The organism is Streptomyces albofaciens JCM 4342, from assembly GCF_008634025.1.
Classification (GTDB): Bacteria; Actinomycetota; Actinomycetes; order Streptomycetales; family Streptomycetaceae; genus Streptomyces; species Streptomyces albofaciens.
Genome location: NZ_PDCM01000002.1, coordinates 3,609,824 through 3,635,055, shown reverse-complemented (window position 1 = coordinate 3,635,055; position 25,232 = coordinate 3,609,824). Strand labels below are relative to the sequence as shown.

General features: G+C 73.0%; 18 protein-coding genes. 11 read left to right on the top strand and 7 right to left on the bottom strand.

Annotated features, from left to right (window positions below; translation table 11 throughout):
* Positions 1-164: 164 nt before the first annotated feature.
* Positions 165-1,037 (top strand): helix-turn-helix domain-containing protein, encoded by an 873-nt coding sequence (locus CP973_RS35755; RefSeq protein ID WP_150248245.1) that lies wholly within the window; start codon positions 165-167, stop codon positions 1,035-1,037.
* Here the strand turns inward: CP973_RS35755 and CP973_RS35750 are convergent.
* Positions 1,034-1,672 (bottom strand): GNAT family N-acetyltransferase, encoded by a 639-nt coding sequence (locus CP973_RS35750; RefSeq protein ID WP_150248243.1) that lies wholly within the window; start codon positions 1,670-1,672, stop codon positions 1,034-1,036. The genes CP973_RS35755 and CP973_RS35750 overlap by 4 nt on opposite strands.
* Positions 1,673-2,209: 537 nt before the next feature.
* Here CP973_RS35750 and CP973_RS35740 point away from each other — a divergent pair.
* Positions 2,210-2,563, top strand: a complete 354-nt coding sequence (locus CP973_RS35740) for a hypothetical protein (RefSeq protein ID WP_150248241.1) — start codon at positions 2,210-2,212, stop codon at positions 2,561-2,563.
* A gap of 90 nt (positions 2,564-2,653) precedes the next feature.
* Here CP973_RS35740 and CP973_RS35735 read toward each other — a convergent pair whose 3' ends face one another.
* Positions 2,654-3,844 carry a C40 family peptidase gene (locus CP973_RS35735; protein ID WP_150248239.1) on the bottom strand — a complete coding sequence of 397 codons (1,191 nt, stop codon included), beginning with the start codon at positions 3,842-3,844 and terminating at the stop codon, positions 2,654-2,656.
* A 507-nt stretch (positions 3,845-4,351) separates the two neighbouring features.
* Between CP973_RS35735 and pcrA the strand changes: the two genes are divergently transcribed.
* Positions 4,352-6,829, top strand: a complete 2,478-nt coding sequence (pcrA, locus tag CP973_RS35730; protein ID WP_150248236.1) for a DNA helicase PcrA — start codon at positions 4,352-4,354, stop codon at positions 6,827-6,829.
* Positions 6,830-6,953: 124 nt separating this feature from the next.
* Here pcrA and CP973_RS35725 read toward each other — a convergent pair whose 3' ends face one another.
* Both CP973_RS35725 and CP973_RS35720 read right to left on the bottom strand, forming a co-directional pair.
* Complete coding sequence (locus CP973_RS35725) at positions 6,954-8,759, bottom strand: M23 family metallopeptidase (protein ID WP_425282053.1); 1,806 nt, start codon at positions 8,757-8,759, stop codon at positions 6,954-6,956.
* A gap of 292 nt (positions 8,760-9,051) precedes the next feature.
* Positions 9,052-9,963, bottom strand: a complete 912-nt coding sequence (locus CP973_RS35720; protein WP_150248234.1) for an esterase/lipase family protein — start codon at positions 9,961-9,963, stop codon at positions 9,052-9,054.
* A gap of 450 nt (positions 9,964-10,413) precedes the next feature.
* Here CP973_RS35720 and icmB point away from each other — a divergent pair, with 450 nt between their 5' ends.
* Positions 10,414-10,824 carry a coenzyme B12-dependent isobutyryl CoA mutase small subunit gene (icmB, locus tag CP973_RS35715; RefSeq protein ID WP_003985249.1) on the top strand — a complete coding sequence of 137 codons (411 nt, stop codon included), beginning with the start codon at positions 10,414-10,416 and terminating at the stop codon, positions 10,822-10,824.
* A gap of 65 nt (positions 10,825-10,889) precedes the next feature.
* On the opposite strand, the gene CP973_RS35710 is transcribed toward icmB, so the two are convergent.
* Positions 10,890-12,686: a DUF5691 domain-containing protein gene (locus tag CP973_RS35710; RefSeq protein WP_150248232.1), complete on the bottom strand. Its 1,797-nt coding sequence runs from the start codon at positions 12,684-12,686 to the stop codon at positions 10,890-10,892.
* A gap of 80 nt (positions 12,687-12,766) precedes the next feature.
* Positions 12,767-14,149 (bottom strand): SWIM zinc finger family protein, encoded by a 1,383-nt coding sequence (locus tag CP973_RS35705; protein ID WP_167538577.1) that lies wholly within the window; start codon positions 14,147-14,149, stop codon positions 12,767-12,769.
* A gap of 154 nt (positions 14,150-14,303) precedes the next feature.
* On the opposite strand from CP973_RS35705, the gene CP973_RS35700 reads away from it, so the two are divergent.
* The 7 genes from CP973_RS35700 to sucD all read left to right on the top strand — a co-directional run bounded on the left by CP973_RS35700 (position 14,304) and on the right by sucD (position 23,892).
* The gene (locus CP973_RS35700) at positions 14,304-15,437 is read left to right on the top strand and encodes an ATP-binding protein (protein WP_150248230.1); all 1,134 of its coding nucleotides are present in this window, start codon (positions 14,304-14,306) and stop codon (positions 15,435-15,437) included.
* The gene (locus CP973_RS35695) at positions 15,434-17,986 is read left to right on the top strand and encodes a DUF5682 family protein (protein WP_150248228.1); all 2,553 of its coding nucleotides are present in this window, start codon (positions 15,434-15,436) and stop codon (positions 17,984-17,986) included. The genes CP973_RS35700 and CP973_RS35695 overlap by 4 nt, the downstream gene beginning before the upstream one ends.
* Complete coding sequence (locus tag CP973_RS35690; RefSeq protein ID WP_150248226.1) at positions 17,983-19,140, top strand: VWA domain-containing protein; 1,158 nt, start codon at positions 17,983-17,985, stop codon at positions 19,138-19,140. The genes CP973_RS35695 and CP973_RS35690 overlap by 4 nt, the downstream gene beginning before the upstream one ends.
* A gap of 253 nt (positions 19,141-19,393) precedes the next feature.
* Complete coding sequence (locus CP973_RS35685; RefSeq protein ID WP_150248224.1) at positions 19,394-20,353, top strand: hypothetical protein; 960 nt, start codon at positions 19,394-19,396, stop codon at positions 20,351-20,353.
* Positions 20,354-20,482: 129 nt separating this feature from the next.
* Entirely contained in the window at positions 20,483-21,427 is a 945-nt protein-coding gene (locus tag CP973_RS35680) for a hypothetical protein (protein ID WP_150248222.1), read from the top strand.
* A 375-nt stretch (positions 21,428-21,802) separates the two neighbouring features.
* Positions 21,803-22,984, top strand: coding sequence for an ADP-forming succinate--CoA ligase subunit beta (sucC, locus tag CP973_RS35675; protein ID WP_030674676.1), 1,182 nt, complete (start codon positions 21,803-21,805; stop codon positions 22,982-22,984).
* Positions 22,985-23,007: 23 nt separating this feature from the next.
* Positions 23,008-23,892 (top strand): succinate--CoA ligase subunit alpha, encoded by an 885-nt coding sequence (sucD, locus tag CP973_RS35670; protein WP_060732467.1) that lies wholly within the window; start codon positions 23,008-23,010, stop codon positions 23,890-23,892.
* A gap of 165 nt (positions 23,893-24,057) precedes the next feature.
* On the opposite strand, the gene CP973_RS35665 is transcribed toward sucD, so the two are convergent.
* Entirely contained in the window at positions 24,058-25,176 is a 1,119-nt protein-coding gene (locus tag CP973_RS35665; protein WP_150248220.1) for a SigE family RNA polymerase sigma factor, read from the bottom strand.
* Positions 25,177-25,232 lie beyond the last annotated feature (56 nt).

Here is a 25,232-nt window from a genome sequence, read left to right as displayed (position 1 = left end):
GCTGACTGCCGGGGCCGGTCGGGGCCGGTCGGTTCCGGTTGATTCCGGTCGGGGCCGGTCCGCTTCGCCGAGTCTGCGCAGGTCAGCAGCGAGCGACCAGGACGCGTACCGCCTGGGTGCAGCACACCCAGGCACCCCACCGGACCGCCGCCTAGCCTGGCCGCATGGACGACAACCACCTGGACAACCACCTGGACAACCACCTGGGGGACTTCCTGCGCGCACGCCGTGCCGGGCTGCGACCGGAGGACGTGGGGATGGCGAGTTACGGGGCCCGCAGGGTCGCCGGACTACGCCGAGAGGAGGTCGCCGTCCTGACCGGAGTGAGCGCCGACTACTACACGCGTCTGGAACAGGGCCGCGAGCGCAACCCCTCGGCGCAGGTGCTCGACGCCCTCAGCCGCGCGCTGCACCTCGACGCGGACGCCCGCGCACACCTGTACCGGCTGGCCGGGACCGCGCCCGACGACAAGGCCGCTGGGCACGCCACCGAGCAGGTCAGTCCAGCGCTGCGTCAGCTGATGGACGGATACCCGAACACACCGGCGCTCGTCCTCGGCCCCGCCCTGGACATCCTGGCCGCCAACGCCCTGGCCGACGCCCTCTACGCCCCGTTCGAGCCCGCGGACAACCTGGCCCGTATGACCTTCGCCGACCCCGCGGCCCGGGACTTCTTCATGGACTGGGACCGGGCCGCCCAGGCCACCGTCGCCAACCTGCGCCAGGCTGCGGGCTACGACCCGGACCACCCACGGCTGCGCGAACTCGTCCGCACCCTCACCGCGCGGAGCACGGAATTCGCCCGCCTCTGGAACGCCCACGACGTGCGCGGCAAGACCCGCGACGCCAAGCGCCTCCGGCACCCGGACGTCGGCCCGCTCACCCTCACCTACCAGGCGTTCGACGTACGCGACGCCCCAGGCCAACAACTCGTCATCTACCACGCCGAACCGGGCGGTCCCAGCGCCCAGGCCCTCGACCTGCTCGGCTCGCTCCACGCGACCCGGCGCCACACCGGCCCCGGGCACCGCCGCTAGCCGGTGGTTCCGCCTTCCGGCGGCGGAATGCGTACGGCCGTGACCGGCGCGTGGAGCCGCCAGCCCAGGGACCGGTAGAGGGCCCGCCCGGCGGGGCTGGCCACGAGGACGCCGCGGGCGGCACCCAGCCGGACCGCGTGGGCCGACAGCGCGTTCATGACGAGGGTGCCCAGGCCGCGACGGCGGTGCCCCGCGCTGGTGTTGATCATGTCGAAGACCGCCGTTGAGGGTGTGGCGGCATCGGCGAGAGCGGCCCGTCCCCGGGCGGCGAGCGCGCCGGTGGCGGCGTCCAGGACACGGCACTGGAGGACGCCGGTGTCGTCCTCGTCCACCGTCTCGACGCTGTAGCCGGCCGGCGCGGCCACGAGGGTCGGCGCCGGGGGCAGGACGGCCGACATCAGAAACTGCGGCTCGGCGATCTCCCAGGTGGGAGGCAGGGCGGGGGCGATGTCCGAGCGCGGGGCGCAGACGTTGATCCACAGGTTGGGGGTGGTGATCGAGGCGACGAGACCGCGGAGGACGTCCGGGTCGGCTGCGGCGAAGACGTAACGGGGCGACCGTACGGGGACGCGGACCTCGACGTAGAAGCCGCCGTGGGCCGCGACGGGGGCCGCGGCACCGCGGCACCGCGCCAAGCCGTGCACCCAGGCCCGGACGAGGTCCGGGTGATCGGCGAGGGGCTGGGAGGACGGGGAAGCGGAGGGGGTTGGGGTGGCAGAGGGGGAGGGGGAGGCAGAGGGGGTTGGGGAGGGGAGCGAACCGGCCGTATCTATAGGGGGGTTGTCTATAGGGAGGTTCATACGGCCCGATCTTAGGGCGGGCCGTTGTGCGGGCGGAGGCTGCGCCTCTCCGGCGCCCGTCTTCCTGGGTCCGGCGGCGGCCCGTAACAGGGGGAGCGGGCCGCCGCCGTTCCTCTCGGCGGGGACGACCGACGACCGCCGGGGCGGAATCCGGCGGCGGTGGGGAGTCGGCCGCCTGATTGAGGACGCTAAACCTCGACACCCCCGAAAGGGAGCCGGTTGACGGGTATTGCTCGTTCTCGCCCTGTCGGTGTGTACGCCTGCCCGCTGCCGCACGTCTCGAAGGCGTGCCGGGTGCGGAGTCCGACCGGAGCGGAAGAGAGGCGGACCTGAGTGCGAAGCCGTGGTAAGCGAGGGCTACGATCCACCACTATGGACGTAGTGACCAAGGTCTTCGTGGGTCTGCACATCATCGGCATCGCGTCGCTGCTCGGCGGCTTCCTGACCCAGCTGAAGCCGATGAGCGCGGGCAACGCCCGCTTCGTGCCGGCCATGCTGCACGGCGCGCTGACGATGCTGGTGACCGGCGTCATCCTGGTCGGCCTCAACCAGGCCCAGGACCACTCGCTCAACAACATCAAGCTGGGCGTCAAGCTCGCCGTACTGGTCGTGATCCTGGGCCTGGTCTACGTCAAGCGCGACGAGGAGAAGGTCGAGAAGCCCTTCTTCCTGGCGGTGGGGGCGCTGACGGTGGTCAACATCTTCATCGCCCTGCTGTGGACGTGAGCGGAGGCCGGTGAGGGACCGTCGAGGGCCGGCTTGAAGGCCGGCCGAAGAGCGGTTGAGGGCCGTGGGGTGCGCCCCACGGCCCTCTTCTCATGCCGGGCGCACGCTCCCGTAGATCGGCATGTAGTAGATCGACTCGACCCGCACACTGGCCCCCGGCTTGGGCGCGTGGATCATCTTGCCGTCGCCGATGTACATGCCGACATGGCTGATGTCGTTGTAGAAGAACACCAGGTCACCGGGTTTCAGATCCTTGGTCGCCACCCGGTCGCCGGCCTTCACCTGGTCCCAGGTCGTACGGGGCAGCGAGACGCCCGCCGCCTTCCAGGCCGCCTGGGTCAGGCCGGAGCAGTCGTAGGAATTCGGGCCCGTCGCGCCCCAGACGTACGGCTTGCCCATCTGGGCGCGGGCGAACGCGAGCGCCTTGGCGGCCTTGGTCGCGTACGAACCGTCGTCGGACGTACCGCCGCCGGAGCCACCGGAACCGCTGGAGCCGCCGTCCGGTGATCCGGAACCGGTGCCCTGGCCCGGAGTGTCGTGCTGCTTGCGGTCCTCCCGCTCCTTGCGCTCCTTCTCGGCCTGCTTACGGGCCAGCTCCTCGGCCCTGCGCTTGGCCTCGGCCTCCTTCTTGCGCTCCAGCTCCGCGAGCCGCGCCTTCTCCTGGGCGGTCAGCCGGGACAGCAGCTGCCGGGCCTCGGCCAGCTTCTCCTGGACGTCCTTCTTGGACTCCTTCAGGGACGCCTGCGTCTCGGTGAGCCGCTCCAGACTCCGGGACGCCTCCGCCCGCTGCCGTACGGCCTTCGCCTGCTGCTCCTGGTAGTCGCTGACGGCCTTCTTCTGCGCGCCGGTCAGCTGGTCCATCAGATGGCTGCGGTCCGCGAACTGCTGCGGGTTGCGGGCCAGCAGCAGCTGCGCGGTCGGGCTGATGCCACCGCTGCGGTACTGGGCCGCGGCGTAGGTGCCCAGCCGGCGCCGGGCGTCGTTCATCTTCTGGGTCCGCCGGGCGGTGTCGTCCAGCAGGCGGTCGACGGTGCCGCGCTGCTCGTCGGCCTGCTCCTTGGCGGCGTTGTACTTCTGGGTCGCCACCTCGGCCTGCCGGTAGAGGTCGTCGACCTTCTGCTTGACCTCTTCGATCGACTGCTGCGGCTGACGCGGCGCCGCCTCGGCCGTCTGCGAGAGCAGGGTGACCGAGGCGAGGGCTGCGGTGGTGAGCCCGGCGGCCGTACGGCGGCTCCCGGGCGAGGTGAGTATGCGGGTGCGCGGCTTGCGGTGCGACGCCAAGATCGGCGCTCCTTCCGTGGACCGCCTACCGGGTTAGCTGTCGGGTTCGGGCGTTCACTGCGTCACTACGGAAGGCTGCCCTACGGTCCGTACGGGCGGCGGGAGGTCCCGGGGGCTGGTGCCCCGAGGCGCCTCGCGCCGTGTGCCGTACCGGCCGATTCACCCCGGTGGTACGTGTGGGTCCCCGGCTCCGGATGCCTGGTGGCAGGGCCGGACTCGGCGGGGGCGGCCCGTGCGGACGCTGTCGACCGCGGGGACGGCGGGCTGCCCGAGCGAGCACGGTAGCCAACCCGTGAGGCGCCTGTGAAGCCTGATGTGCGTTATGCCCGAAACCTTTTCGTGATCTTTTCGCGACTGCTTCTTTTCACGATTGCTTCTTTGCGTGACCGGGGCGTGTCCTGTCGTGTCCTGTGACGCGGGCCACCCGCCAGGGGCGTGCCAGGTCACACGGCCGGTTTTCCCGGTTCGGGCCGGGCTGTCAGTGCGGCGGCCTACACTCGATGGGCGATGAGCAGCCTCTTTGACGACAGCTTCCTGGCGGACCTCGAACCCACCGGCGAGGAGCCCCCGCCGCCTCCCGAGGACGGGGACGGTCCGGCACCGGAGGAGATCCCGGCCGACCTGTTCGGCGGGCGCTTCGACGTGCCCGGCGGCATCCCGCACGCCGTGGGCCCGGGCCGCGACCCGTACTACCGCGACGGCGCACCCCGCCCCGCGGTGGACCCCGCCGCCCTCCTGGAGGGGCTGAACGACCAGCAGAAGGCCGCCGTCGTGCACAGCGGCGGACCGCTGCTCATCGTCGCGGGCGCCGGCTCCGGCAAGACCCGCGTCCTGACCCACCGCATCGCGCACCTGCTCGGCGCCCGCGGCGTACACCCCGGCCAGATCCTCGCGATCACCTTCACCAACAAGGCCGCGGGCGAGATGAAGGAGCGCGTCGAGGACCTGGTCGGCCCCCGGGCGAACGCCATGTGGGTCTCCACCTTCCACAGCGCGTGCGTGCGCATCCTGCGCCGCGAGTCCAAGAAGCTGGGCTTCACGTCCTCCTTCTCGATCTACGACGCGGCCGACTCCAAGCGCCTGATGGCCCTGGTCTGCCGGGATCTGGACCTCGACCCCAAGCGGTTCCCGCCCAAGTCCTTCAGCGCCAAGGTCTCCAACCTCAAGAACGAGCTCATCGACGAGGAGACCTTCGCCCAGCAGGCCGCCGACGGTTTTGAGAAGTCCGTCGCCGAGGCGTACGCGATGTACCAGGCCCGGCTGCGCGAGGCCAACGCCCTGGACTTCGACGACATCATCATGACCACGGTCAACCTCCTCCAGGCGTTCCCCGATGTCGCCGACCACTACCGCCGCCGCTTCCGGCACGTCCTCGTGGACGAGTACCAGGACACCAACCACGCCCAGTACACCCTCGTACGGGAGCTGGTGGGACCGGCCGAGACGGCCGGCGAGCTGTGCGTGGTCGGTGACGCCGACCAGTCGATCTACGCGTTCCGCGGCGCCACCATCCGTAACATCCTCCAGTTCGAGGAGGACTATCCGGACGCCACGACGATCATGCTGGAGCAGAACTACCGCTCCTCCCAGACGATCCTCAGCGCCGCCAACGCCGTCATCGAGCGCAACGAGAACCGCCGCCCCAAGAACCTGTGGACGGACGCCGGCGAAGGCCCCCGCATCACGGGCTACGTCGCCGACACCGAGCACGACGAGGCCCAGTTCGTCGCCGACGAGATCGACCGGCTGACCGACGCGGGCGACGCCAGGGCGGGCGACGTGGCGGTCTTCTACCGCACCAACGCCCAGTCCCGCGTCTTCGAAGAGATCTTCATCCGGGTCGGCCTGCCCTACAAGGTCGTCGGCGGCGTGCGCTTCTACGAGCGCAAGGAGGTCCGCGACGTCCTCGCGTACCTGCGCGTCCTCGCCAACCCGGAGGACACCGTCCCGCTGCGCCGCATCCTGAACGTGCCCAAGCGCGGCATCGGCGAGCGCGCCGAGGCGATGATCGACGCGCTGTCCGCCCGCGAGAAGATCACCTTCCCGCAGGCGCTGCGCCGCGTCGACGAGGCGTACGGCATGGCCGCGCGCTCCGCCAACGCCGTCAAGCGCTTCAACACGCTCATGGAGGAGCTGCGCACCATCGTCGAGTCCGGCGCGGGCCCCGCCACCGTCCTGGAAGCGGTCCTGGAGCGCACGGGCTATCTGGCCGAGCTCCAGTCCTCGACCGACCCGCAGGACGAGACCCGCATCGAGAACCTCCAGGAACTGGCCGCCGTCGCCCTCGAATTCGAGCAGGACCGCGGTGAGGACAATCCCGGCACCCTCGCCGACTTCCTGGAGCAGGTCGCGCTGGTCGCCGACTCCGACCAGATCCCGGACGAGGACGAGGAGGGCACCGGCGTCATCACCCTCATGACGCTGCACACCGCCAAGGGCCTGGAGTTCCCCACCGTCTTCCTGACCGGCATGGAGGACGGCGTCTTCCCGCACATGCGCGCGCTCGGCCAGACCAAGGAGCTGGAGGAGGAGCGCCGCCTGGCGTACGTCGGCATCACCCGCGCCCGCGAACGGCTCTACGTGACCCGCTCCACCATGCGCAGCGCCTGGGGGCAGCCGTCGTACAACCCGCCGTCCCGCTTCCTGGAGGAGATCCCGGACAAGTACGTGGACTGGCGCCGCACGGGCCCCGCGACGCCCTCCGCCTCGATGGGCAGCCTCTCCGGCACCGGCGGCGGGGGCTTCGGCTCCGGCCTGTCCTCGTCGCGTACGAAGGCGGGCCCGAGCGGCTTCGCGACCCGGCGCGCCAAGGACCGCGAGGTCGTCTCACTGGCGGTCGGCGACCGCGTCACGCACGACAGTTTCGGGCTGGGCACGGTCGTCGCGGTCAAGGGCAGCGGCGACAACGCGGAGGCGACGATCGACTTCGGCGGCGAGAAGCCGAAGCGGCTGCTGCTGCGGTACGCGCCGGTGGAGAAGCTCTGACCTCGGCCGGAAAGCCCTGACGCCGGCCGGGAAGCCCTGACCTCGGCGGGGAAGCTCTGACGGAACCGTCCGGCGCCTCATGGGGGCGCCGGACGGTACTTCCCGGCCGTCCGGTGGCGGCCGGTCAGGTCGGGTTGAGGCCGTGGCTGCGCAGCCACGGCAGCGGGTCGACGGCCGAGCCGCCGCCCGGGCGCACCTCGAAGTGCAGGTGCGGTCCCGTGGAGTTGCCGGAGTCGCCCGAGTAGGCGATCTGGTCACCGGCCTTGACCTTGCCCGACCGGATCTTGGTGCTGCTCAGGTGGCAGTACCAGGTTTCGGTGCCGTCCGGGGCGGTCACGATCGCCATGTTCCCGTAGGCGGTGTTGAACTGGGTGCGTACGGTGCCGTCGGTGGCGGCCACGACCGGCGTGCCGTAGCCGACCGGGAAGTCGATGCCGGTGTGCACGGACATCCAGTTCACGCCCGCCTGCCCGTACAGCGCGCTCAGGCCGTGCTGCGCGACCGGCAGCGCGAACTTGGGGCGCATCGCCTCCTTGCGCGCCGCCTCCTCGGCCTTGCGCTTCTTCTCGGCGGCCTGCCGGGCCTTGAGGTCGATGCGCTCCTGCGTACGGCTGGCCCGGTCGGCGAAGTCGTCGGCGCCCGCGCTGAGGCTGGCGAGCTGGGTGTCGAGCTTGTTGTTGGCCACGGCCGGCTGCACGGCCGCGGGGTCCCCGGCGGCCTGGGTCTTCGTGCCGTCCTTGGTGCCGCTCTGGGCGCCACTGGTGACGGAGGCGGCGGCGACGGCGCACACGCCCATGGCGGCGACCGAGGGCACCGCGACGGTCAGCAGCGCGGAGCGCTTGGCGGTACGGCGGCGGCCGCGGCCGGCCGGGCTGCTGCCCTGCGCCGCACGGCGCGAACGGGAGCCCCGCGCGGCGGGCACGCCGCCGGAGGCGGGGCCGCCGTCGGGCGTGATGTCGGGGGCGGAAGGATCCTCGGCGGTCCCGGGGGCTCCCGGGCCTCCGGTGGCCTCGGGGCCGAGGCCGTCGAATCCGTCCAGGCCGTCGAGGTCGGGCGTGATGGCCGGAGTGGTCTGGGTGAGCGCTTCCGCGATGGCGGTGGCACCGAACGGGTCCGCGTGCGGGGCGGCATGCGGGTCGGCGTGGGGTGCCACGTGCGGGCCGGTGTGCGGGGCCCCTATGCCGCGGGCGTGCTCGTCGGCGAATCGGTCCTCCGCAGCGTCCGCACCCGGAGCTGCCTCATACGTACCGTAAGCGGACCCGTACTGATCGTTTGTGTCCGCGTACGGTCCGGAACCGTACGTCTGCCCGTTTTCATGCGGTTCGCCGCCGTACAGCCCCAGGCCCGGTCCGGCCCAAGTCATGGTCTCCCACTGGGAGCTGGCATCGCCGCCGTACGGGTATCCGGTCTGGGGCGGGCCGGCCTGCGGCGGGCCCGCCTGCGCCGGAATGCCGGCGATCAGGTCCGGATCCACGGCACCCCAGACCGCGGTGGCCTCGTAGCCGTCGGGGGCGGCCGCGCCGCCGGTGCCGTAGCCGCCGTCGTACGCCGTGTGGGAATACGGGTCGTAGGCGGCCTCCGGCTGTGTGCCGGTGGCGGGGGAGCCGGAGTTGGCCGTTCCGGTGCCATAGACGCCCGCGGGGTGGGTACCCGCGTCGTAGTCGCCACCGTAGGCACCGGTGGCGTACGCGGCGGTGGCGTACGCGTCGGTGCCGTACGCGGTGGTGTCGTACGGCGAAGCGTCGTGCGCGCCGGTGGCCTGGTGGCCGGGGAACGCGCCGAAATACGCGGCACCGTCGCCGTATGCCGCTTGGCGGGCCTGGGTGTCCTGATGCCCGTAGGACTCGTAGGCCGGGTAATGCGCATACGAGGCATCGGGAGAGGGGACAGCCGGAGCGGGGGACTCCGGCGAGTGACGGTCGTTCACCACCACTTCTCTTTCGCCTCGGCAGCAGGAGAATTAGCGGCGACTGTACCCGGCGGTACGTGACGGCGACAATCTTCGGCAGGTTTCGGGCTTCCCGACAACGGGCATTTGGCCGCCTTTCGGCGGACAGTATGCGAGTTCTTGGCGCCGCGTTCGAGGGGCGTTCGAGGCGGCACGGGGCGCGCCGGTGTGCGCGCGGCGGTCGAAAGGGCGCACGCGACCTTGGAAAGTGCCCACGCCAGAGCCGTGCGGAAACCGCTCGGGCAGCGGCCGGGCCGGGACGGGCGCGGCGGGGTCAGGCCACGGACGTGGCGCTCACGCTGCCTTCCGCGTCCTCCTCGGCGCCGAGCGCTTCCCGTATTCCGGCTGCCACCGCACCGTTGACGGGGAGGGCGAGATGCCCTACGCCGGATACCCGCACGCTGCGGGTGATCAAATCCCGGTGATCGATTCGCGCGGTCTCCACCGGGACCATCAGCTGGTCCAAGTCGCTCCAGAAGCAGACGAAATGCGTACGGCAATTCGGGGCGGGCCGCGCCAACTCCACGATCACGTCGGAATGCGGCCGCATCTGCCGGACCAGCGGATGGGCCGACATCAAAGGCGCGACCCGGGTGCCGCCGTGCGGGGTGCCGAGGGTGACCAGGGTGCGTACACGGAGATCGCCGCCCAGCCGCTGCGCGTAGTAGCGGGCGATCAGGCCGCCGAGGCTGTGGCCCACCAGGTCGACCCGGCTGTGGCCGGTGCGCTCGCAGACCTGCTCGACATGCCGGCCGAGAAGCTCGGCGGCCTTGCGCAGGTCACAGGTGAGCGGCGAGTAGTTGAGCGCTTCCACATGGCGCCAGCCGTGCCGGAGCAGCGAGCGGCGCAGCAGCACGAAGACGGAACGGTTGTCGATGAAGCCGTGCAGCAGGAGCACCGGGGGGCGGGCGCGGCCTTCGGTGGGCAGCAGCGCCGTCCGGGCGGCCGGGAACGCATCGGCGGCGGTGCCGGTGCCGTCATCGGTCACGTCGGTGCCGTACGCGCCGTCGGTTTCGTCTTCCGGCCCCGGGCCGGCGGGCGTGCCGGGGAGGGCTCTGGGCTGTTCCTGGTGGATGCCGGTCGGGTACAGCAGCAGGTGCCCGACGAGGATCGCCAGCTCCACTACCGTCGCGCGCAGCAGCGCCGAGGGGCGGGCCAGACAGCAGAGAAAGGGCAGGGCCTTCATGGCCGACCTCCCGAATGGCACGCGGGAGAACGACTCTGTCCCCCGTATGCCCTCATGGGCAGCCGTTTCCGGCAACGTACAAGTACGTGAACGAGCTGCGGCCGAGTATGCGAACGAGCTGCTGCCTGACCGTACGGATACGAAGACGGAAGCGTTCAGGGGCCGGACCTCCGTGCCGCGCGGCTGACGGCGCGGAGGTACGGCGACCTCACTGCGGCTCCCCGTGCGTCCGTCCCGCCGCGTGAAGAGGCGCGGAACGCAACGCGTAGCGAACGTGTCCCAATGTGTGATTTCCCCCTCCCTCAGTGTTACGAAACGGCCGGGTACGGGATGCTGGCGATAACGTTCGTTCACGCTTGGGGCGGCCGCGCCGGCCGCCCGTCGGTTGTCGGCCGGCGGCCCTGTTCCGTACAGGTGCCGTGTCGTGCCGTGCAGGGCTGGGAGGCAGTGATGGGTGTGCAGGGTCCGATCCGCGTGGTGGTGGCCAAGCCGGGGCTCGACGGTCACGACCGGGGGGCCAAGGTCATCGCGCGGGCGCTGCGCGACGCCGGCATGGAGGTCATCTACACGGGGCTGCACCAGACACCGGAACAGGTCGTGGACACCGCGATCCAGGAGGACGCCGACGCGATCGGGCTGTCCATCCTCTCCGGGGCGCACAACACGCTCTTCGCGAAGGTCATAGAGCTGCTGAAGGAGCGCGACGCGGCGGACATCAAGGTCTTCGGCGGCGGCATCATCCCGGAAGCGGACATCCCGCCCCTCAAGGAGCTGGGCGTCGCGGAGATCTTCACCCCCGGGGCCACCACCACGTCGATCGTGGAGTGGGTGCGGGCCAACGTGCGGCAGCTGGCCGCCTGAGAGAGCGGTGCCGGGCAGGCCGCCCCGGGCCGGGCGGCTCGCCGCCGGCGCGGCGGCCACGCGGCTCACGGGGCCAGCTCCGCCCGCATCGTGGCGCGCAGCCGTAGCGTGCCCACCAGCCGCTGGAACGCCTCGGACCAGTAGCCGACCGCTCCCGGCGAGCCGTCGGCGGGCTCGTCCGGGGTCGCGGTGAGCATGTCGAGCCGGTCCGCCGCCGCCGGGTCCAGGCACCTCTCGGCCAGGCCCATCACGCCGCTGAAGCTCCACGGATAACTGCCCGCGTCCCGGGCGATGTCCAGCGCGTCGACCACCGCCCGCCCCAGCGGCTCGGACCACGGCACCGCGCACACCCCGAGCATCCGGAACGCGTCGGACAGGCCGTGGGCCGCTATGAATTCCGCGACCCATCGCGCCCGTTCGTCCTCGGGCAGCACCGTCAGCAGCCGCGCCAGGTCGCGCGACGAACCGCCCGGGCTGTCCGGGGCGGCGCCGCCGGCCGGGGCGGTGCCGGCCGGGGCGGTGGCCGGGGTGGCGCTACTTGCCGGGGTGCTGCCGGCCGGGGTGGCGTTGGCAGCCGGGCCGGTGGTGCCCGGCGCGACCGGGCCCGTTCCGTACGCGTGCGAATCCGCTCCCGTGCCGGGCTGGGCGGCGCCCGGAGGCCCGAGGAGGGCCCGGGCCCAGGCCGCGTCCCGCTGGCGGACGGCGGCGCGGCACCAGGCGTCGTGCAGCTCGGTACGCCAGCCGTCGGCCACCGGCAGGGCCACGATCGCCGCCGGTTCCCGGCCGCCCAGCCACGCGGGCCAGCAGTCCAGCGGCGCGGCCTCCAGCAGCTGGCTCAGCCACCAGGCACGCCGCCCGCGCCCGGTCGGCGGCCGGAGGACCACTCCGTCCCGCTGCATCGCCGCGTCGCACTCGTGCGGCGCTTCGACGACGAGGGTCCAGGCGCTCGCGTCGGCGGTGCGGGCAGCGCGGTCGCGCGCGCCGCCCTCGACGCGCGCCAAGGTGACGCAGGCCCGGGCGCGGTCCGCCATCCGCCCGGCGAGCGCGGTGCCGGGCAGGGCCGACAGCAGCTCGGCGGCGGTGCCCCGGACGTTACGGCTGCGGTCGGACAGCGCCTGCTCCAGGAAGGGCTCGTCGGCCACCGTCAGGCCCTCGCGCAGCGAGTCGAGGAACATCAGCCGGTCCTCGGCCCGTTCGCTGCTCCAGGTGCCGGCCAGCAGGGCGCGGCCGGCCGCCGGATCGCGACGGCGCAGCGACGCGAGCAGGGAGACCCGCTCCGCGAACAGGCCCTCCTCCCACAGGGCGCGCACGGCCTCCGGATCGTCCGGGCCGGGCAGCGCGGCCGTGCTCCCGACGCCGCGCAGCGCGAACTTCCACTCGTCGTTCAGCCGGGCCAGCCACAGCGCGCGCGGGCCGGCGAAGCCGAGGGCCGCGGCGCGCAGGTCCGTACGCGCGCGGGCCGCATCGAGCAGCGCGGGCAGCAGCGCCTCGGGGGCGCGGTAGCCGTACTCGGTCGCGGCGGTGAGCCACTGCGGGAGCAGCTCGGTCAGGTCGGGGGCCGTGCCGCGGCGGTGGCCGCCGGCGGTGCCGTTGCGGTCGGCGAGCAACAGGCCGAGTCTGCGCCGCGCGGCCGGCGGCAGCGGCGGACGCGGGTCGGACGGGGCCGGCACGGGGCGCTCACGGGCGGGCGCGGGGCGCAGCGCGGCCCGGCGCCGGACCGTGCTCACGGCGGCCGCGTCCAGCAGCGCCCCCGCGGCGCTCTGGCCGGTCCGGCCGGTGACCGGCGGCGTACGGCGTTCCGTACCGAGCAGTGCTGCGCTGACCAGGTCGTCCCAGGTGGTGGCGGTGGTTTCGTCGATCATGGTTGTCCCCCGGGCTGTGATCGGACGGGTGGGCGGGTGGTGGTGATGCCGGTGGGTGAGGGCCGGTCGCGGCCGCCGCCTCACAGTGCGACCGGTTCCGGATCCCAGGTGGTCAGTGGTACGAAACCCCGGTGGCCGCATTCGCCGAAGACCGTGACCGGCTCGCCGCCGGATATCGCGGCCAGGCGCCACAGGCCCGCCCGCCCCGTACAGCGCGGGTCCACGGGCAGGGCCGATTCCCCGTCGGCGTCGGCCAGTTGCCAGGGCTCCCCGCCGCTTCCCGATATCGGTAGGACATCGGTCAGAACCACCGGCCAGGCGTCGAGCCAGGGGTCGTCGCGCAGCGCGTGACCGTACGCGGCGAGCGCGGCGTCGGTGCCGCCGCCGGGCGGTGGCCCACCGGCCGGGACGGGGCCGGTGTGCCGGGTGCCCAGGACGACGCGCAGCGGGCAGGCGCCCGGGTAGTAGGCGAGGTCGGCGTCCAGGACGAGGCCTCTCGGCAGGGAGAGGTCCAGCGGCCGGTCCCGCCCGCCGAAGGAGAGGTGCAGTGCCATGCGCCCGGTCCGCTCGCCGCGCAGCCATATGCGCCTGCTGGTCAGCATCCCTTCCTCGGTGTCCTGCTGGGCGAGCACCAGCCAGCGGTCGCGGACGGTCGCGGTGTCCGGCGCGGCGAGCACGTCCGCCGCGTCGGTGGTGAGCCCGACGCGGGTGCGGACCGTGGCGGCCAGGGCGGGCGACAGGCGTTCCACGCCCAGGAACGCCTGGTCGAGGAGGTGGATGAGGGAGCACTCCGCGAGCAGCCGGGACGGCCAGTCCGGCCCGGAGGCCGCCATCGGCCCCAACTCCCGTACGCGCGAGGCGAGGCCGGGCGCCTGGGCGTCCACCATGCGGGCCGCCGTCTCGTCCCAGGTGCCGTACCCCGCGCGGTCGGCGGTGGCCAGGCCGGAGCGGAGCAGATCCTCCAGGCGCTGTTCCAGCTCGGTGGCCCCGGCGGCGATCCGCTGCACGCGCAGCGCGGCCCGCCGCCGGGCGGCATCCTGCTGCGCGGCGGACGCCGACCCTCCCGAACTGCCGTCATCCGGAACGCCGTTGGTCGCTCCAGTCGATTTCTTCTCCGCCCGCTGCTGACGGGCGGTGAGCCATTCCGCCACCCACGCGGGAGGCTCGCCCCCGCCGACGGCCCCGTCCTCTCCCGCCCACATGAGCAGCAGGCCCAGTGCGTGCTTGCACGGGAACTTGCGGCTCGGACAACTGCACTTGAAAGCCGGTCCGGCGGTGTCCACGACGGTTTGGTACGGCTTGCTGCCGCTGCCCTTGCACAGGCCCCACACCGCGCTGCCCCGTGTGCCGGTCTCCGGCCAGGAGCCCGGCGTCGCGAGCCTGCTCCCCGCCTTGCGTGACGGTGCGTCGGGCGCGAGCGCGAGCACGTGATCCGACGTCCAGCGTTCCCCCTGCGGATTCATGCACCGAACGTTACGAGCCCCCACTGACAATCGTCCTGACCAGCGCAAACACCGCCGCGCGGGGTGATTGTCAGTGGGGTGGTGCAGGGTTGTCCACGCAAGCGGCCGGCGAGTGGCGGGGTGCCGGCCGCAGACCGTGCGACGAGGGGGAACCATGTCCGAGAACCACACCGGGGACGTCATCGGCGGCACCGGGGCCGACGACTCCGCGCAGGCCCTGCGCCCGCATGCGGAGGACGCGTTCGCGGAGGAGCTGAAGGCGCTCGCGGCGGCCGACGACCGGCCGCGCCCGGAGCGCTGGCGGCTGTCGCCGTGGGCGGTGGCGACATATCTGCTGGGCGGCACCCTGCCGGACGGCACACTCATCACGCCCAAGTACGTGGGCCCGCGCCGGATCGTGGAGGTGGCGGTGACGACCCTCGCGACCGACCGCGCGCTGCTGCTGCTCGGCGTGCCCGGCACGGCCAAGACCTGGGTGTCCGAGCACCTGGCGGCGGCCGTCAGCGGCGACTCGACCCTGCTCGTGCAGGGCACCGCCGGCACCCCGGAGGAAGCCATCCGCTACGGCTGGAACTACGCGCAACTGCTCGCCCACGGCCCCAGCCGGGACGCGCTGGTGCCCAGCCCGGTCATGCGGGCGATGGCGCAGGGCATGACCGCGCGCGTGGAAGAGCTGACCCGCATCCCCGCCGACGTGCAGGACACGCTCATCACGGTCCTGTCCGAGAAAACCCTCCCCGTCCCGGAGTTGGGGCAGGAGGTCCAGGCGGTGCGCGGCTTCAACCTGATCGCCACGGCCAACGACCGCGACCGGGGGGTGAACGAACTCTCCAGCGCGCTGCGCCGCCGCTTCAACACGGTCGTCCTGCCGCTGCCCGCGACGCCCGAGGAGGAGGTGGACATCGTCTCCCGGCGCGTCGAGCAGATCGGCCGCTCCCTGGACCTGCCGCCGGCGCCCGCCGGGACGGACGAGATCCGCCGGGTCGTCACGGTCTTCCGGGAGCTGCGCGACGGCGTCACCACCGACGGACGGACCAAGCTCAAGTCCCCTTCGGGCACGCTGTCCACGGCCGAGGCCATCTCCGTGGTCACCAACGGGCTGGCGCTGGCCACCCACTTCGGTGACGGCGTGCTGCGGTCCGGGGACGTGGCCGCGGGCATCCTGGGTGCCGTGATACGCGACCCGTCCGCGGACCGGGTCGTCTGGCAGGAGTACCTCGAAACCGTGGTGCGCGAGCGCGACGGCTGGAAGGACTTCTACCGCGCCTGCCGCGAGGCCGGCGCATGACCGGCCGGGAGCAGCCGCTGCTGCTGGGAGTGCGGCACCACGGCCCGGGCTCGGCCCGTGCGGTGCGGGCCGTGCTGGAGCGTTACGAGCCCCCTGCGGTGCTGATCGAGGGCCCGCCGGAGGCGGACGCGCTGGTGGCCCTGGCCGCCGACGAGGCGATGCGCCCGCCGGTCGCACTGCTCGCCCATGTGCCCACCGACCCGGGACGGGCGGCGTTCTGGCCGCTGGCCGAGTTCTCCCCGGAGTGGGTGGCGATCCGGTGGGCCCTGGCCCACGAGGTACCGGTGCGCTTCATCGACCTGCCGGCGGCGCATTCCCTGGCGCTGGGGGAGGGCGAAGGGGATGACGAGAGGGAGGGCGAAGGGGACGACGAGAGGGAGGGCGAGGAGGGAGCCGGAGGCGGGGGCGGCCGGGACGCGGCGAGCCGTGCCCGGGAGGAGTCCGACACCCCTGACCGTGGGGCGGACACCGACCGTACGGTAGCCCCCGACCGCGCGGCAGACACCGACCGTACGGCAGTCCCCGACCGCGCGGAGGAGGCGCGGATCGATCCGGTCGCGGTGCTCGCCGAGGCCGCCGGGTACGACGACCCCGAGCGCTGGTGGGAGGACGTGATCGAGCACCGCGCCCCCGGACACCGGCGGGAGGGCGCGGGCGACTCCGCGAGCGGACCGGCGGGGTCGGACCCGCTCGCCCCGTTCGAGGCGCTGGCCGAGGCGATGACCGCGCTGCGGGAGGTGTACGGCGTCGGCGGCCACGACCGCGACCTGGTGCGCGAGGCCCACATGCGGCTGCGGCTGCGCGACGCGCGCCGGGAGTTCGGGGACGGCGTCGCGGTCGTGTGCGGGGCGTGGCACGTCCCGGCGCTGGCCCGGCGGACGACGGTGACCGCCGACCGGCAGCTCCTCAAGGGCCTCCCCAAGGTGAAGCCCGAGGTGACCTGGGTGCCCTGGACCCACCGCAGGCTGTCGCGCCGCAGCGGCTACGGCGCGGGCATCTCCTCCCCCGGCTGGTACGGCCACCTCTTCAGCGCGCCGGACCGCCCCATCGAGCGCTGGATGACGAAGGTCGCCGGTCTGCTGCGCGAGGAGGACTACGCCGTCTCCTCGGCGCACGTCATCGAGGCCGTACGCCTCGCCGACGCGCTAGCCGTGCTGCGCGGCCGTCCGCTGCCCGGGCTGGCCGAGGCGGGCGACGCGGTGCGCGCGGTGCTCGGCGAAGGGTCCGACGCGCCGTCCGCCCTGATCCACGACCGCCTGGTCGTGGGCGACGTACTCGGAGAGGTGCCGGACAGCGCTCCGGCGGTACCGCTCCAGCGCGACATCGCCCGCAGCCAGCGGTCACTGCGCCTCAAACCGGAGGCGGCGGAGCGGGAGCTGGACCTCGACCTGCGCAAGGAGACGGACGCCGGGCGCAGCCGGCTGCTGCACCGGCTGCGGCTGCTCGGCGTGCCGTGGGGCGAGCCCGCCCGGACCCGGGCGAGCACCGGCACCTTCCGGGAGAGCTGGCGGCTGCGGTGGGAGCCGGAACTGACCGTACGGGCCGCCGAAGCCGGCATATGGGGCACGACCGTGGCGGCCGCCGCGACGGCCAAGGCGGAGTCCGACGCCGTGGCGACCTCGACTCTCGCGGACGTGACGGCGCTGGCCGAGCGCTGCCTGCTCGCCGCGCTCCCGGACGCGCTCCCCGTGGTCATGCGGGTCCTGACGGACCGCGCCGCGCTGGACGCGGACGTCGGGCACCTCGCCCAGGCGCTGCCCGCGCTGGTGCGCTCCGTCCGCTACGGCGACGTGCGCGGCACGGACGCCGCCGCACTCGGCGAGGTGGCCACCGGACTGGCCGAGCGGGTCTTCGTCGGCCTGCCCCCGGCCTGTACGGGCCTGGACGCGGACGGCGCCGCGGACATGCGCAACCACCTGGACGCGACACACCACGCGGTGGGCCTCCTGGACGAGGGCCCGGCAGGCCGCCCCGGCGGACTGCGGGAGCGCTGGGCGGGGGTGCTGAAAAAGCTGGCCGAGCGGGAACCGGTGCCCGGCCTCCTGCGGGGGCGGGCGGTCCGGCTGCTGCTCGACGACGGGCGGCTGGCCCCCGAGGAGGCGGAGCGCCTGATGGGGCTGGCCCTGTCGACGGGGACCCCGCCGGCCGAAGCGGCGGGCTGGATCGAGGGGTTCGCGGGCGGCGACGCGGGCGGACTGCTGCTGGTGCACGACGAGCGGCTGCTCGCCCTGGTGGACGGCTGGCTGGCGGACGTGCCGGCGGACGCGTTCACGGACGTACTCCCGCTGCTGCGGCGTACGTTCGCGGAGTACGACGCCGGAGTGCGGCGCACGCTGGGCGAGTTGGTGCGCCGCGGACCGGCCGGTGCCACCGGGACCGCCACCGCGCGTGGCGAACAGCAGGCCGCGATAGCGGGCTTCGGCCCCGGCCTGGACCGCGACCGGGCGGCAGCCGTGCTGCCCACCCTGCGCGTCCTGCTGGGCCTCCCGGAAGACGGCGGGGAAAGCACCGGCGGACGGCCGGGAGAGCGTACGGGGGTGGCCGGATGAGCGGGACACAGGAGCGGCTGCGGCGGTGGCGGCTGGTACTGGGCGGGGACGGCGCCGACGGTACCGGCTGTGAGCTGCGCGGACAGGACGCCGCCATGGACGGGGCGCTCAGCGCCCTCTACGGGGGCCGACGGCCGGGCGCGGCGGACGACGGGGGCTCGCGCACGGCGGGCCTGGGCGCCTCGGCGCCGAACGTGGCCCGCTGGCTGGGCGACATCCGTACGTACTTCCCCACCTCCGTCGTCCAGGTCATGCAGCGCGACGCGATCGACCGGCTCGGGCTGTCCGCGCTGCTGCTGGAGCCGGAGATGCTGGAGGCCGTGGAGGCGGACGTGCACCTGGTGGGGACGCTGCTGTCGCTCAACAAAGTCATGCCCGAGACGACGAAGGAGACCGCGCGGGCCGTGGTGCGCAAGGTCGTCGAGCAGCTGGAGAAGCGGCTCTCGTCCCGTACGCGCGCCACGCTCACCGGCGCCCTGGACCGGTCGGCGCGTGTCAGCCGCCCCCGGCACCGGGACATCGACTGGGACCGCACCATCCGCGCGAACCTCAAGAACTACCTGCCCGAGCACCGCACGGTCGTGCCCGAGCGGCTGATCGGATACGGACGGGCCGCGCAGTCGGTCAAGAAGGACGTGGTGCTCTGCATCGACCAGTCCGGGTCGATGGCGGCCTCCGTCGTCTACGCCTCCGTGTTCGGGGCGGTGCTGGCGTCCATGCGCGCCATCGCGACCCGGCTGGTCGTCTTCGACACCGCGGTGGCCGACCTGACGGACGAACTGGACGACCCGGTCGATGTGCTCTTCGGCACCCAGCTCGGCGGCGGTACGGACATCAACCGCGCGCTGGCGTACTGCCAGTCGCAGATCACCCGGCCCGCCGACACCGTCGTCGTACTGATCAGCGACCTCTACGAAGGCGGCATACGCGACGAGATGCTCAAACGCGTCGCGGCGATGAAGGCGTCCGGGGTGCAGTTCGTGGCACTGCTCGCGCTGTCCGACGAGGGGGCGCCCGCCTACGACCGGGAGCACGCGGCGGCCCTCGCGGCCCTCGGCGCACCGGCGTTCGCCTGCACGCCGGACCTCTTCCCCGAGGTGATGGCGGCCGCGATCGAAAAGCGCCCGCTGCCGATACCGGACATGGCGGGGTAACGGTGATGAGAGCCCCGCGGGGCTTGCGGGGCCCCTGGTCCGTCGTGCAAGGATCAGGGCACCGCTCGGCCACCGCGAGGCGCGTGCCGCCGGTTCTCCGGGACCGCACGGCTTCCGGCGCCGTGCGTGCACTGCGTTCGCCGCCTTCGCGGCGTCCGCCGTACCCGACGTATCCGCTGCGTCAGCCGTATCGGCTGCGTCCCTGCTCAAGTCACCCTCCCCGTCGCCACGTTCCGCCGTAAAGGATCTCCTCGTGTCTGCCGTGACCGCTCTTCCCGCCGCCGCGCGCCTGTCGCGCAGTGTGGTGGTGCGGCGTGCGCTGCTGGCGGGGCTCTTCCTGGCGGGGTTCGTGGCGCTCGGGTTCGCGTTCGGTGGCGGTGCGCAGGCGGCGGACCGTACGGCGGGCCCCGACCCGCGGCTCGGTCCGGCGGTGCAGGACGAGCCGAAGGCGGCCGGGACTCCCGCAGACCAGGCCGTGCGTCCGGCTGGCGCGGCCGTGCGGCCCGTCACCGAGCGGACCGGAACGGCCGTCGAAACCGGCGCCGAGCAGGCCGAGCAGGCCGAACCGGTCACCGAGCGCATCACCCGGCCGGTCACCGAGCAGGCCACCCGGCCGGTCACCGAACCGGTACGGGACGCGGTGCGCGAGGTGCACCGCGCCGGGGACGCGGCCTCGCGCCCCGTACACCTCCCCGCAGACCTGCCCGTACGGCTGCCCGACCTGCTCCCCGGCGCCGACGGCAACGGTGATCACGACGGCGACAACGGCCACGGTGACGGGCATGACGGACGTGACGGGCACGGCGAGCAGCCGGGCCAGGCATCCGGGCCGCGGCACGGCACCGGACCGCACCACGCCGGCACCGGCGACGCGCAGGCAGCCGCGAGCGCCAAGTCCGCTGGCTGCGCGCCCACTTCGGTGAGCGTGCACGGCCTCGGTGACGCGTCGCCCCGTACCGCGCAGCGCGCCGGATCGGTTTCCGACCGGCAGCCGGGCCAGGGCCACGGCGGCCTCCCCGGCCAGCTTCCGCAGGGGCCCGCCTCGGCGGCCTCGCACACCGCCGGTGACGGCCACGGCCCGCGCGGCGGTGACCACTTCGCCGCCGTACCGGCACATCCCGCGCACTTCGGGCTGGTGCCCGGAGGCGTCCGCGCGGCCGCGGAGCCGCCGACGCGGCAGCGTGCCGCGGACATCCTCGAATTCCCGGGCTAGGGCAGACCTTCGGACCTCCGGCGTCCGAGTTCCCCGTCCGCAGACGTCGCGTCTGCGCAGGACCTGCCGCGCGGGGGCGGGACAGGTCTGCCCGTCGAACCCCCTGAATTCGAAGGAAGTCTGCTCATCATGCGTACGCACATCCGTCGTTCCATCGCCGTAGCCGCCGCCGCTTCCGGCCTGTGGGCCCTGGGCTCCGTCACCGCCAACGCGGCCGACCTGCCCGGCACCGCCGGCCTGCCGGCCGCCGGGGCGGTCACCCACCACGTCACCGACACGGTCACCGACTCGGTGCGGGGCAAGCTCCCGGCCGGTGACGTGGCCGGTGACACGGCCGGTGTCGTGAAGAAGACCGTGCACGGCGTGACCGGCCAGGTCACCAGGGTCACCGGTGGCGACGTCCACACCCAGAACCTCAACACCCAGAACCTCAACACCCAGAACCTGAACGCCCAGGACCTGCCCAGCCAGGACCTGCCCGCCACTCCGAAGCTCCCCGCGGCCGGCGACCTCACCAAGGTCACCAAGGTCATCAACGTCGCCAAGGCCACCAAGCCGGCCGACCTGGACCAGGCCACCAAGCTGGGCAAGGTCACCAAGCTGGACAAGGCCACCGAACTCGGCAAGGTCACCGAGGTGGTCAAGGACGCCGACCTCACCGGCACCGCCCAGCGCGCGGTCGGCAAGACCGTGCCGGTCGCCCAGGGCGCGGTCGGCGGCGCCGGCCGGCTCGGCGCTGACGTGACCGGCCAGGCGACCCCGTTCGCGCAGCGCTTCGCCGGCGGTGCGCAGTTCTTCGTCCAGGGCGTGGCCACGGACGCCACCCCCTTCGCGCAGGCCGTCGCCGGCACGGTGCGCACGGACGCCACCGGCCTCGCGGGCAACGCGGCCTCCGGCCTCCGGGACGTACTCCCGAGCCGGACCCTGCCCACCACGCCCGCTCTGCCCACCACGCCCGCCCTGCCCACCACCTCCACCTCGCCCGTAGACCTGACCAGCCCCGCCAACATCCCGGCCGTCCCGTCCCTCCCGGCTCTCCCGTCCCTCCAGGCCCTGCCGGTACAGGGGCTCTGACACCGCACATTCCCCCGCTCCCCATCGGCGGATGGTGAGCGGATCGCCGGGCGGCTCCTCGTGGGGAAGGGGCCGCCCGGCTCCGTGCTGTGCGGCGGGTGGACGCGGGCCCCGGCAAGCCCGCCTCCACCCGCCGGTACCTGTCCGTGAACTGTGACCGTTCTCTCTGTGACTGTTATCACCGCCGCAGTGTGATCTGCGATTTAGGGCGGCCGGTCCTGCGGGGATAACCTGCGAGACGGACATGCCGCGTACCGGCCACCGTGTACGCCTCCCTCAGTGACAGAGCAGTCACGTTGCCCATCGCGGCACGCCCATGCAGACAACGAACCGCGATCACTACGGCGATTCTGAGTAGACAAGGGACGGACGCGCGTGGACCTGTTCGAGTACCAGGCGAGGGACCTCTTCGCCAAGCACGGTGTACCGGTGCTGGCCGGTGAAGTCATCGACACGCCTGAGGCGGCACGCGCGGCGACCGAGCGCCTCGGCGGCAAGTCCGTCGTCAAGGCGCAGGTGAAGGTCGGCGGCCGCGGCAAGGCCGGCGGCGTGAAGCTGGCCGCCTCCGAGGACGAGGCCGTCGAGCACGCGACCAACATCCTCGGCATGGACATCAAGGGCCACACGGTCCACAAGGTGATGATCGCCGAGACGGCTCCGGAGATCGTGGAGGAGTACTACGTCTCCTTCCTCCTGGACCGCACCAACCGCACCTTCCTCTCCATCGCGTCCGTCGAGGGCGGCATGGAGATCGAGGAGGTCGCGGCCACCCGCCCCGAGGCCGTCGCCAAGACCCCGATCGACGCCAACGAGGGTGTGACCCCGGAGAAGGCGCGCGAGATCGTCGAGGCCGCGAAGTTCCCGGCCGAGGTCGCCGACAAGGTCGCGGACGTGCTGGTCACGCTGTGGAAGACCTTCATCGCCGAGGACGCGCTCCTGGTCGAGGTCAACCCGCTGGCCAAGGTCGCCTCCGGCGACATCCTGGCCCTGGACGGCAAGGTCTCGCTCGACGAGAACGCCGACTTCCGCCAGCCCGAGCACGAGGCCCTGGAGGACAAGGCCGCGGCCAACCCGCTGGAGGCCGCCGCCAAGGCCAAGGGCCTGAACTACGTCAAGCTCGACGGCCAGGTCGGCATCATCGGCAACGGCGCGGGTCTCGTCATGAGCACCCTCGACGTCGTCGCGTACGCCGGTGAGAAGCACGACAACGTCAAGCCCGCCAACTTCCTCGACATCGGCGGCGGCGCCTCCGCCGAGGTCATGGCGAACGGCCTGGAGATCATCCTCGGCGACCCGGACGTCAAGTCCGTGTTCGTCAACGTCTTCGGTGGCATCACCGCCTGCGACGAGGTCGCCAACGGCATCGTGCAGGCCCTGGAGCTGCTCAAGTCCAAGGGCGAGGACGTCACCAAGCCGCTGGTCGTCCGCCTGGACGGCAACAACGCGGAGCTTGGGCGCAAGATCCTGAGCGACGCCAACCACCCGCTGGTCCAGCGTGTGGACACCATGGATGGCGCGGCCGACAAGGCCGCCGAGCTCGCCGCGGCCGCGAAGTAAGGGATAGAGGGACTCAGACCACCATGGCTATCTTCCTCACCAAGGACAGCAAGGTCATCGTCCAGGGCATGACCGGTGCCACGGGCATGAAGCACACCAAGCTCATGCTGGGCGACGGCACCAACATCGTCGGCGGCGTGAACCCGCGCAAGGCCGGCACCGAGGTCGACTTCGACGGGACCTCCGTGCCCGTCTTCGGCTCCGTCGCCGAGGCGATGGAGAAGACCGGCGCCGACGTGTCCGTCATCTTCGTGCCGCCGAAGTTCGCCAAGGCCGCCGTCGTCGAGGCGATCGACGCCGAGATCGGCCTGGCCGTCGTGATCACCGAGGGCATCGCCGTGCACGACTCGGCCGCCTTCTGGGCGTACGCGTCGAGCAAGGGCAACAAGACCCGCATCATCGGCCCGAACTGCCCCGGCCTGATCACCCCCGGCCAGTCCAACGCCGGCATCATCCCGGGCGACATCACCAAGCCCGGCAAGATCGGTCTGGTGTCGAAGTCCGGCACGCTGACCTACCAGATGATGTACGAGCTGCGCGACATCGGCTTCACCTCGGCCGTCGGCATCGGTGGCGACCCGATCATCGGCACCACCCACATCGATGCCCTGGAGGCCTTCGAGGCCGACCCGGAGACCGAGCTGATCGTCATGATCGGTGAGATCGGCGGCGACGCCGAGGAGCGTGCGGCCGACTTCATCAAGGCCAACGTCACCAAGCCGGTCGTCGGCTACGTCGCGGGCTTCACCGCGCCCGAGGGCAAGACCATGGGCCACGCCGGCGCCATCGTCTCCGGCTCCTCCGGCACCGCCCAGGCGAAGAAGGAGGCCCTGGAGGCCGCCGGCGTCAAGGTCGGCAAGACCCCGTCGGAGACCGCGCGCCTGGCGCGCGAGATCCTCGTCGGCTGATCGCACCACGCGCAGGGCGCGGGCCCGTACTCCGCTTGGGGTACGGGCCCGCGCCCGTTCGTGTGCAAGGGGGCGCGCGGCGGGGATGCGACTACACGGGGCGCGCGGCAGGGGTGCGATTGCATGGGGCGCGCGGCAAGGATGCGACGACCCGGGACAACACGGCTAACGCGCTTCCGGGATGAGGTGGCCGACCCGTACGACCTTCCGCTTCGCGGCTCCGCCCGCCTTGGCCTGCTGCGCGCGGGCGTGTCCTCCGTGCCGCTCACGGGCCGCCTTGGCGGCCGCCCCGGGCGCGGCGGAGGCGGACGCGGCCGGGGGACCGGCCTCCGGCCGGGTGGGGAGGGTGCCCGCTTCCTGGGCGAGCGTGAAGGTGGTCGCCACCGCGATGAGGGCGGTGAGCCCGAACGCGCCCTGCGTCATCCGGCTGACCGTACGCTCGCTCCCACTGCGTACGGCCTCGGCGGCGGGCGGTGCCACCGGCAGCGCGCGGGCCAGCCCGGCCAGCCGTTCCCGCAGGATCTCTCTTTGTCGTGCGGGCGGTGCGTCCGCCAGGCCGAGCCACGGAAGCCGTTCGGCGAGGGCCTGGCGCGCGCCCATCAGCCGTCCGGCCGTCGCGGGCGTACTGGCCTCCACCTCGGCGGCCGTCTCGCTCAGTTCCAGGCCGAGGCCGTCGTGCAGCAGCAGCACCCGCCGATACGGGGTGGGCAGCGCCAGCACTGCATCCCGCAGCGCGCGCTCCGCGGGAGCGGCGGGCGGTGGTGCGGGTGCCTGGGGGCTCGGCCGCTGGGCGGCCCGCAGACCGGGGCGCATCCGGTGCCAGGGCGACAGCGCGTACTCGTGCACCATGGCACGCACCCGGCCCGCCGGGTCCGGATCCACGGCCACTTCGGGCCAGCGCTGCCAAGCCATCTGGAACGACCGTTCGACGGCCTCCTGGGAGAGCCGGGCGTGACCGGTGAGCACGATGGCCTGGCGGGTCAGGTCGGGGGCGTGCCGCGCGTAGAGGGCGTCGAAGGCGGTCGCGGGGGTGGGGAGGACGTCAACTGAGGCAGAATCAGGGCCGTTGCCGCGCTTGGCATCTGATGTGCCATCAGTAGAAACGGTGGGTGTTGCATCGACCGTCGTCGCCTGCTCCGAGGCCGTCTGCCTCGTGGCCGTCTGCCCCGTCCCCGCCCGCTCCGAGGCCGTCTGCTCCGTCCCCGTCCGTTCCGTCTTCGCCTGCTCCGCCCCCGCCCGTTCCGTCCCCGCCCATTCCCTCTTCGTCTGTTCCGTCTCCGTCATGTCGGCCTCTCCGTGCGGGCGCGCGTGCCGGTGGGGCACGGATGGCTCAGTGGCGT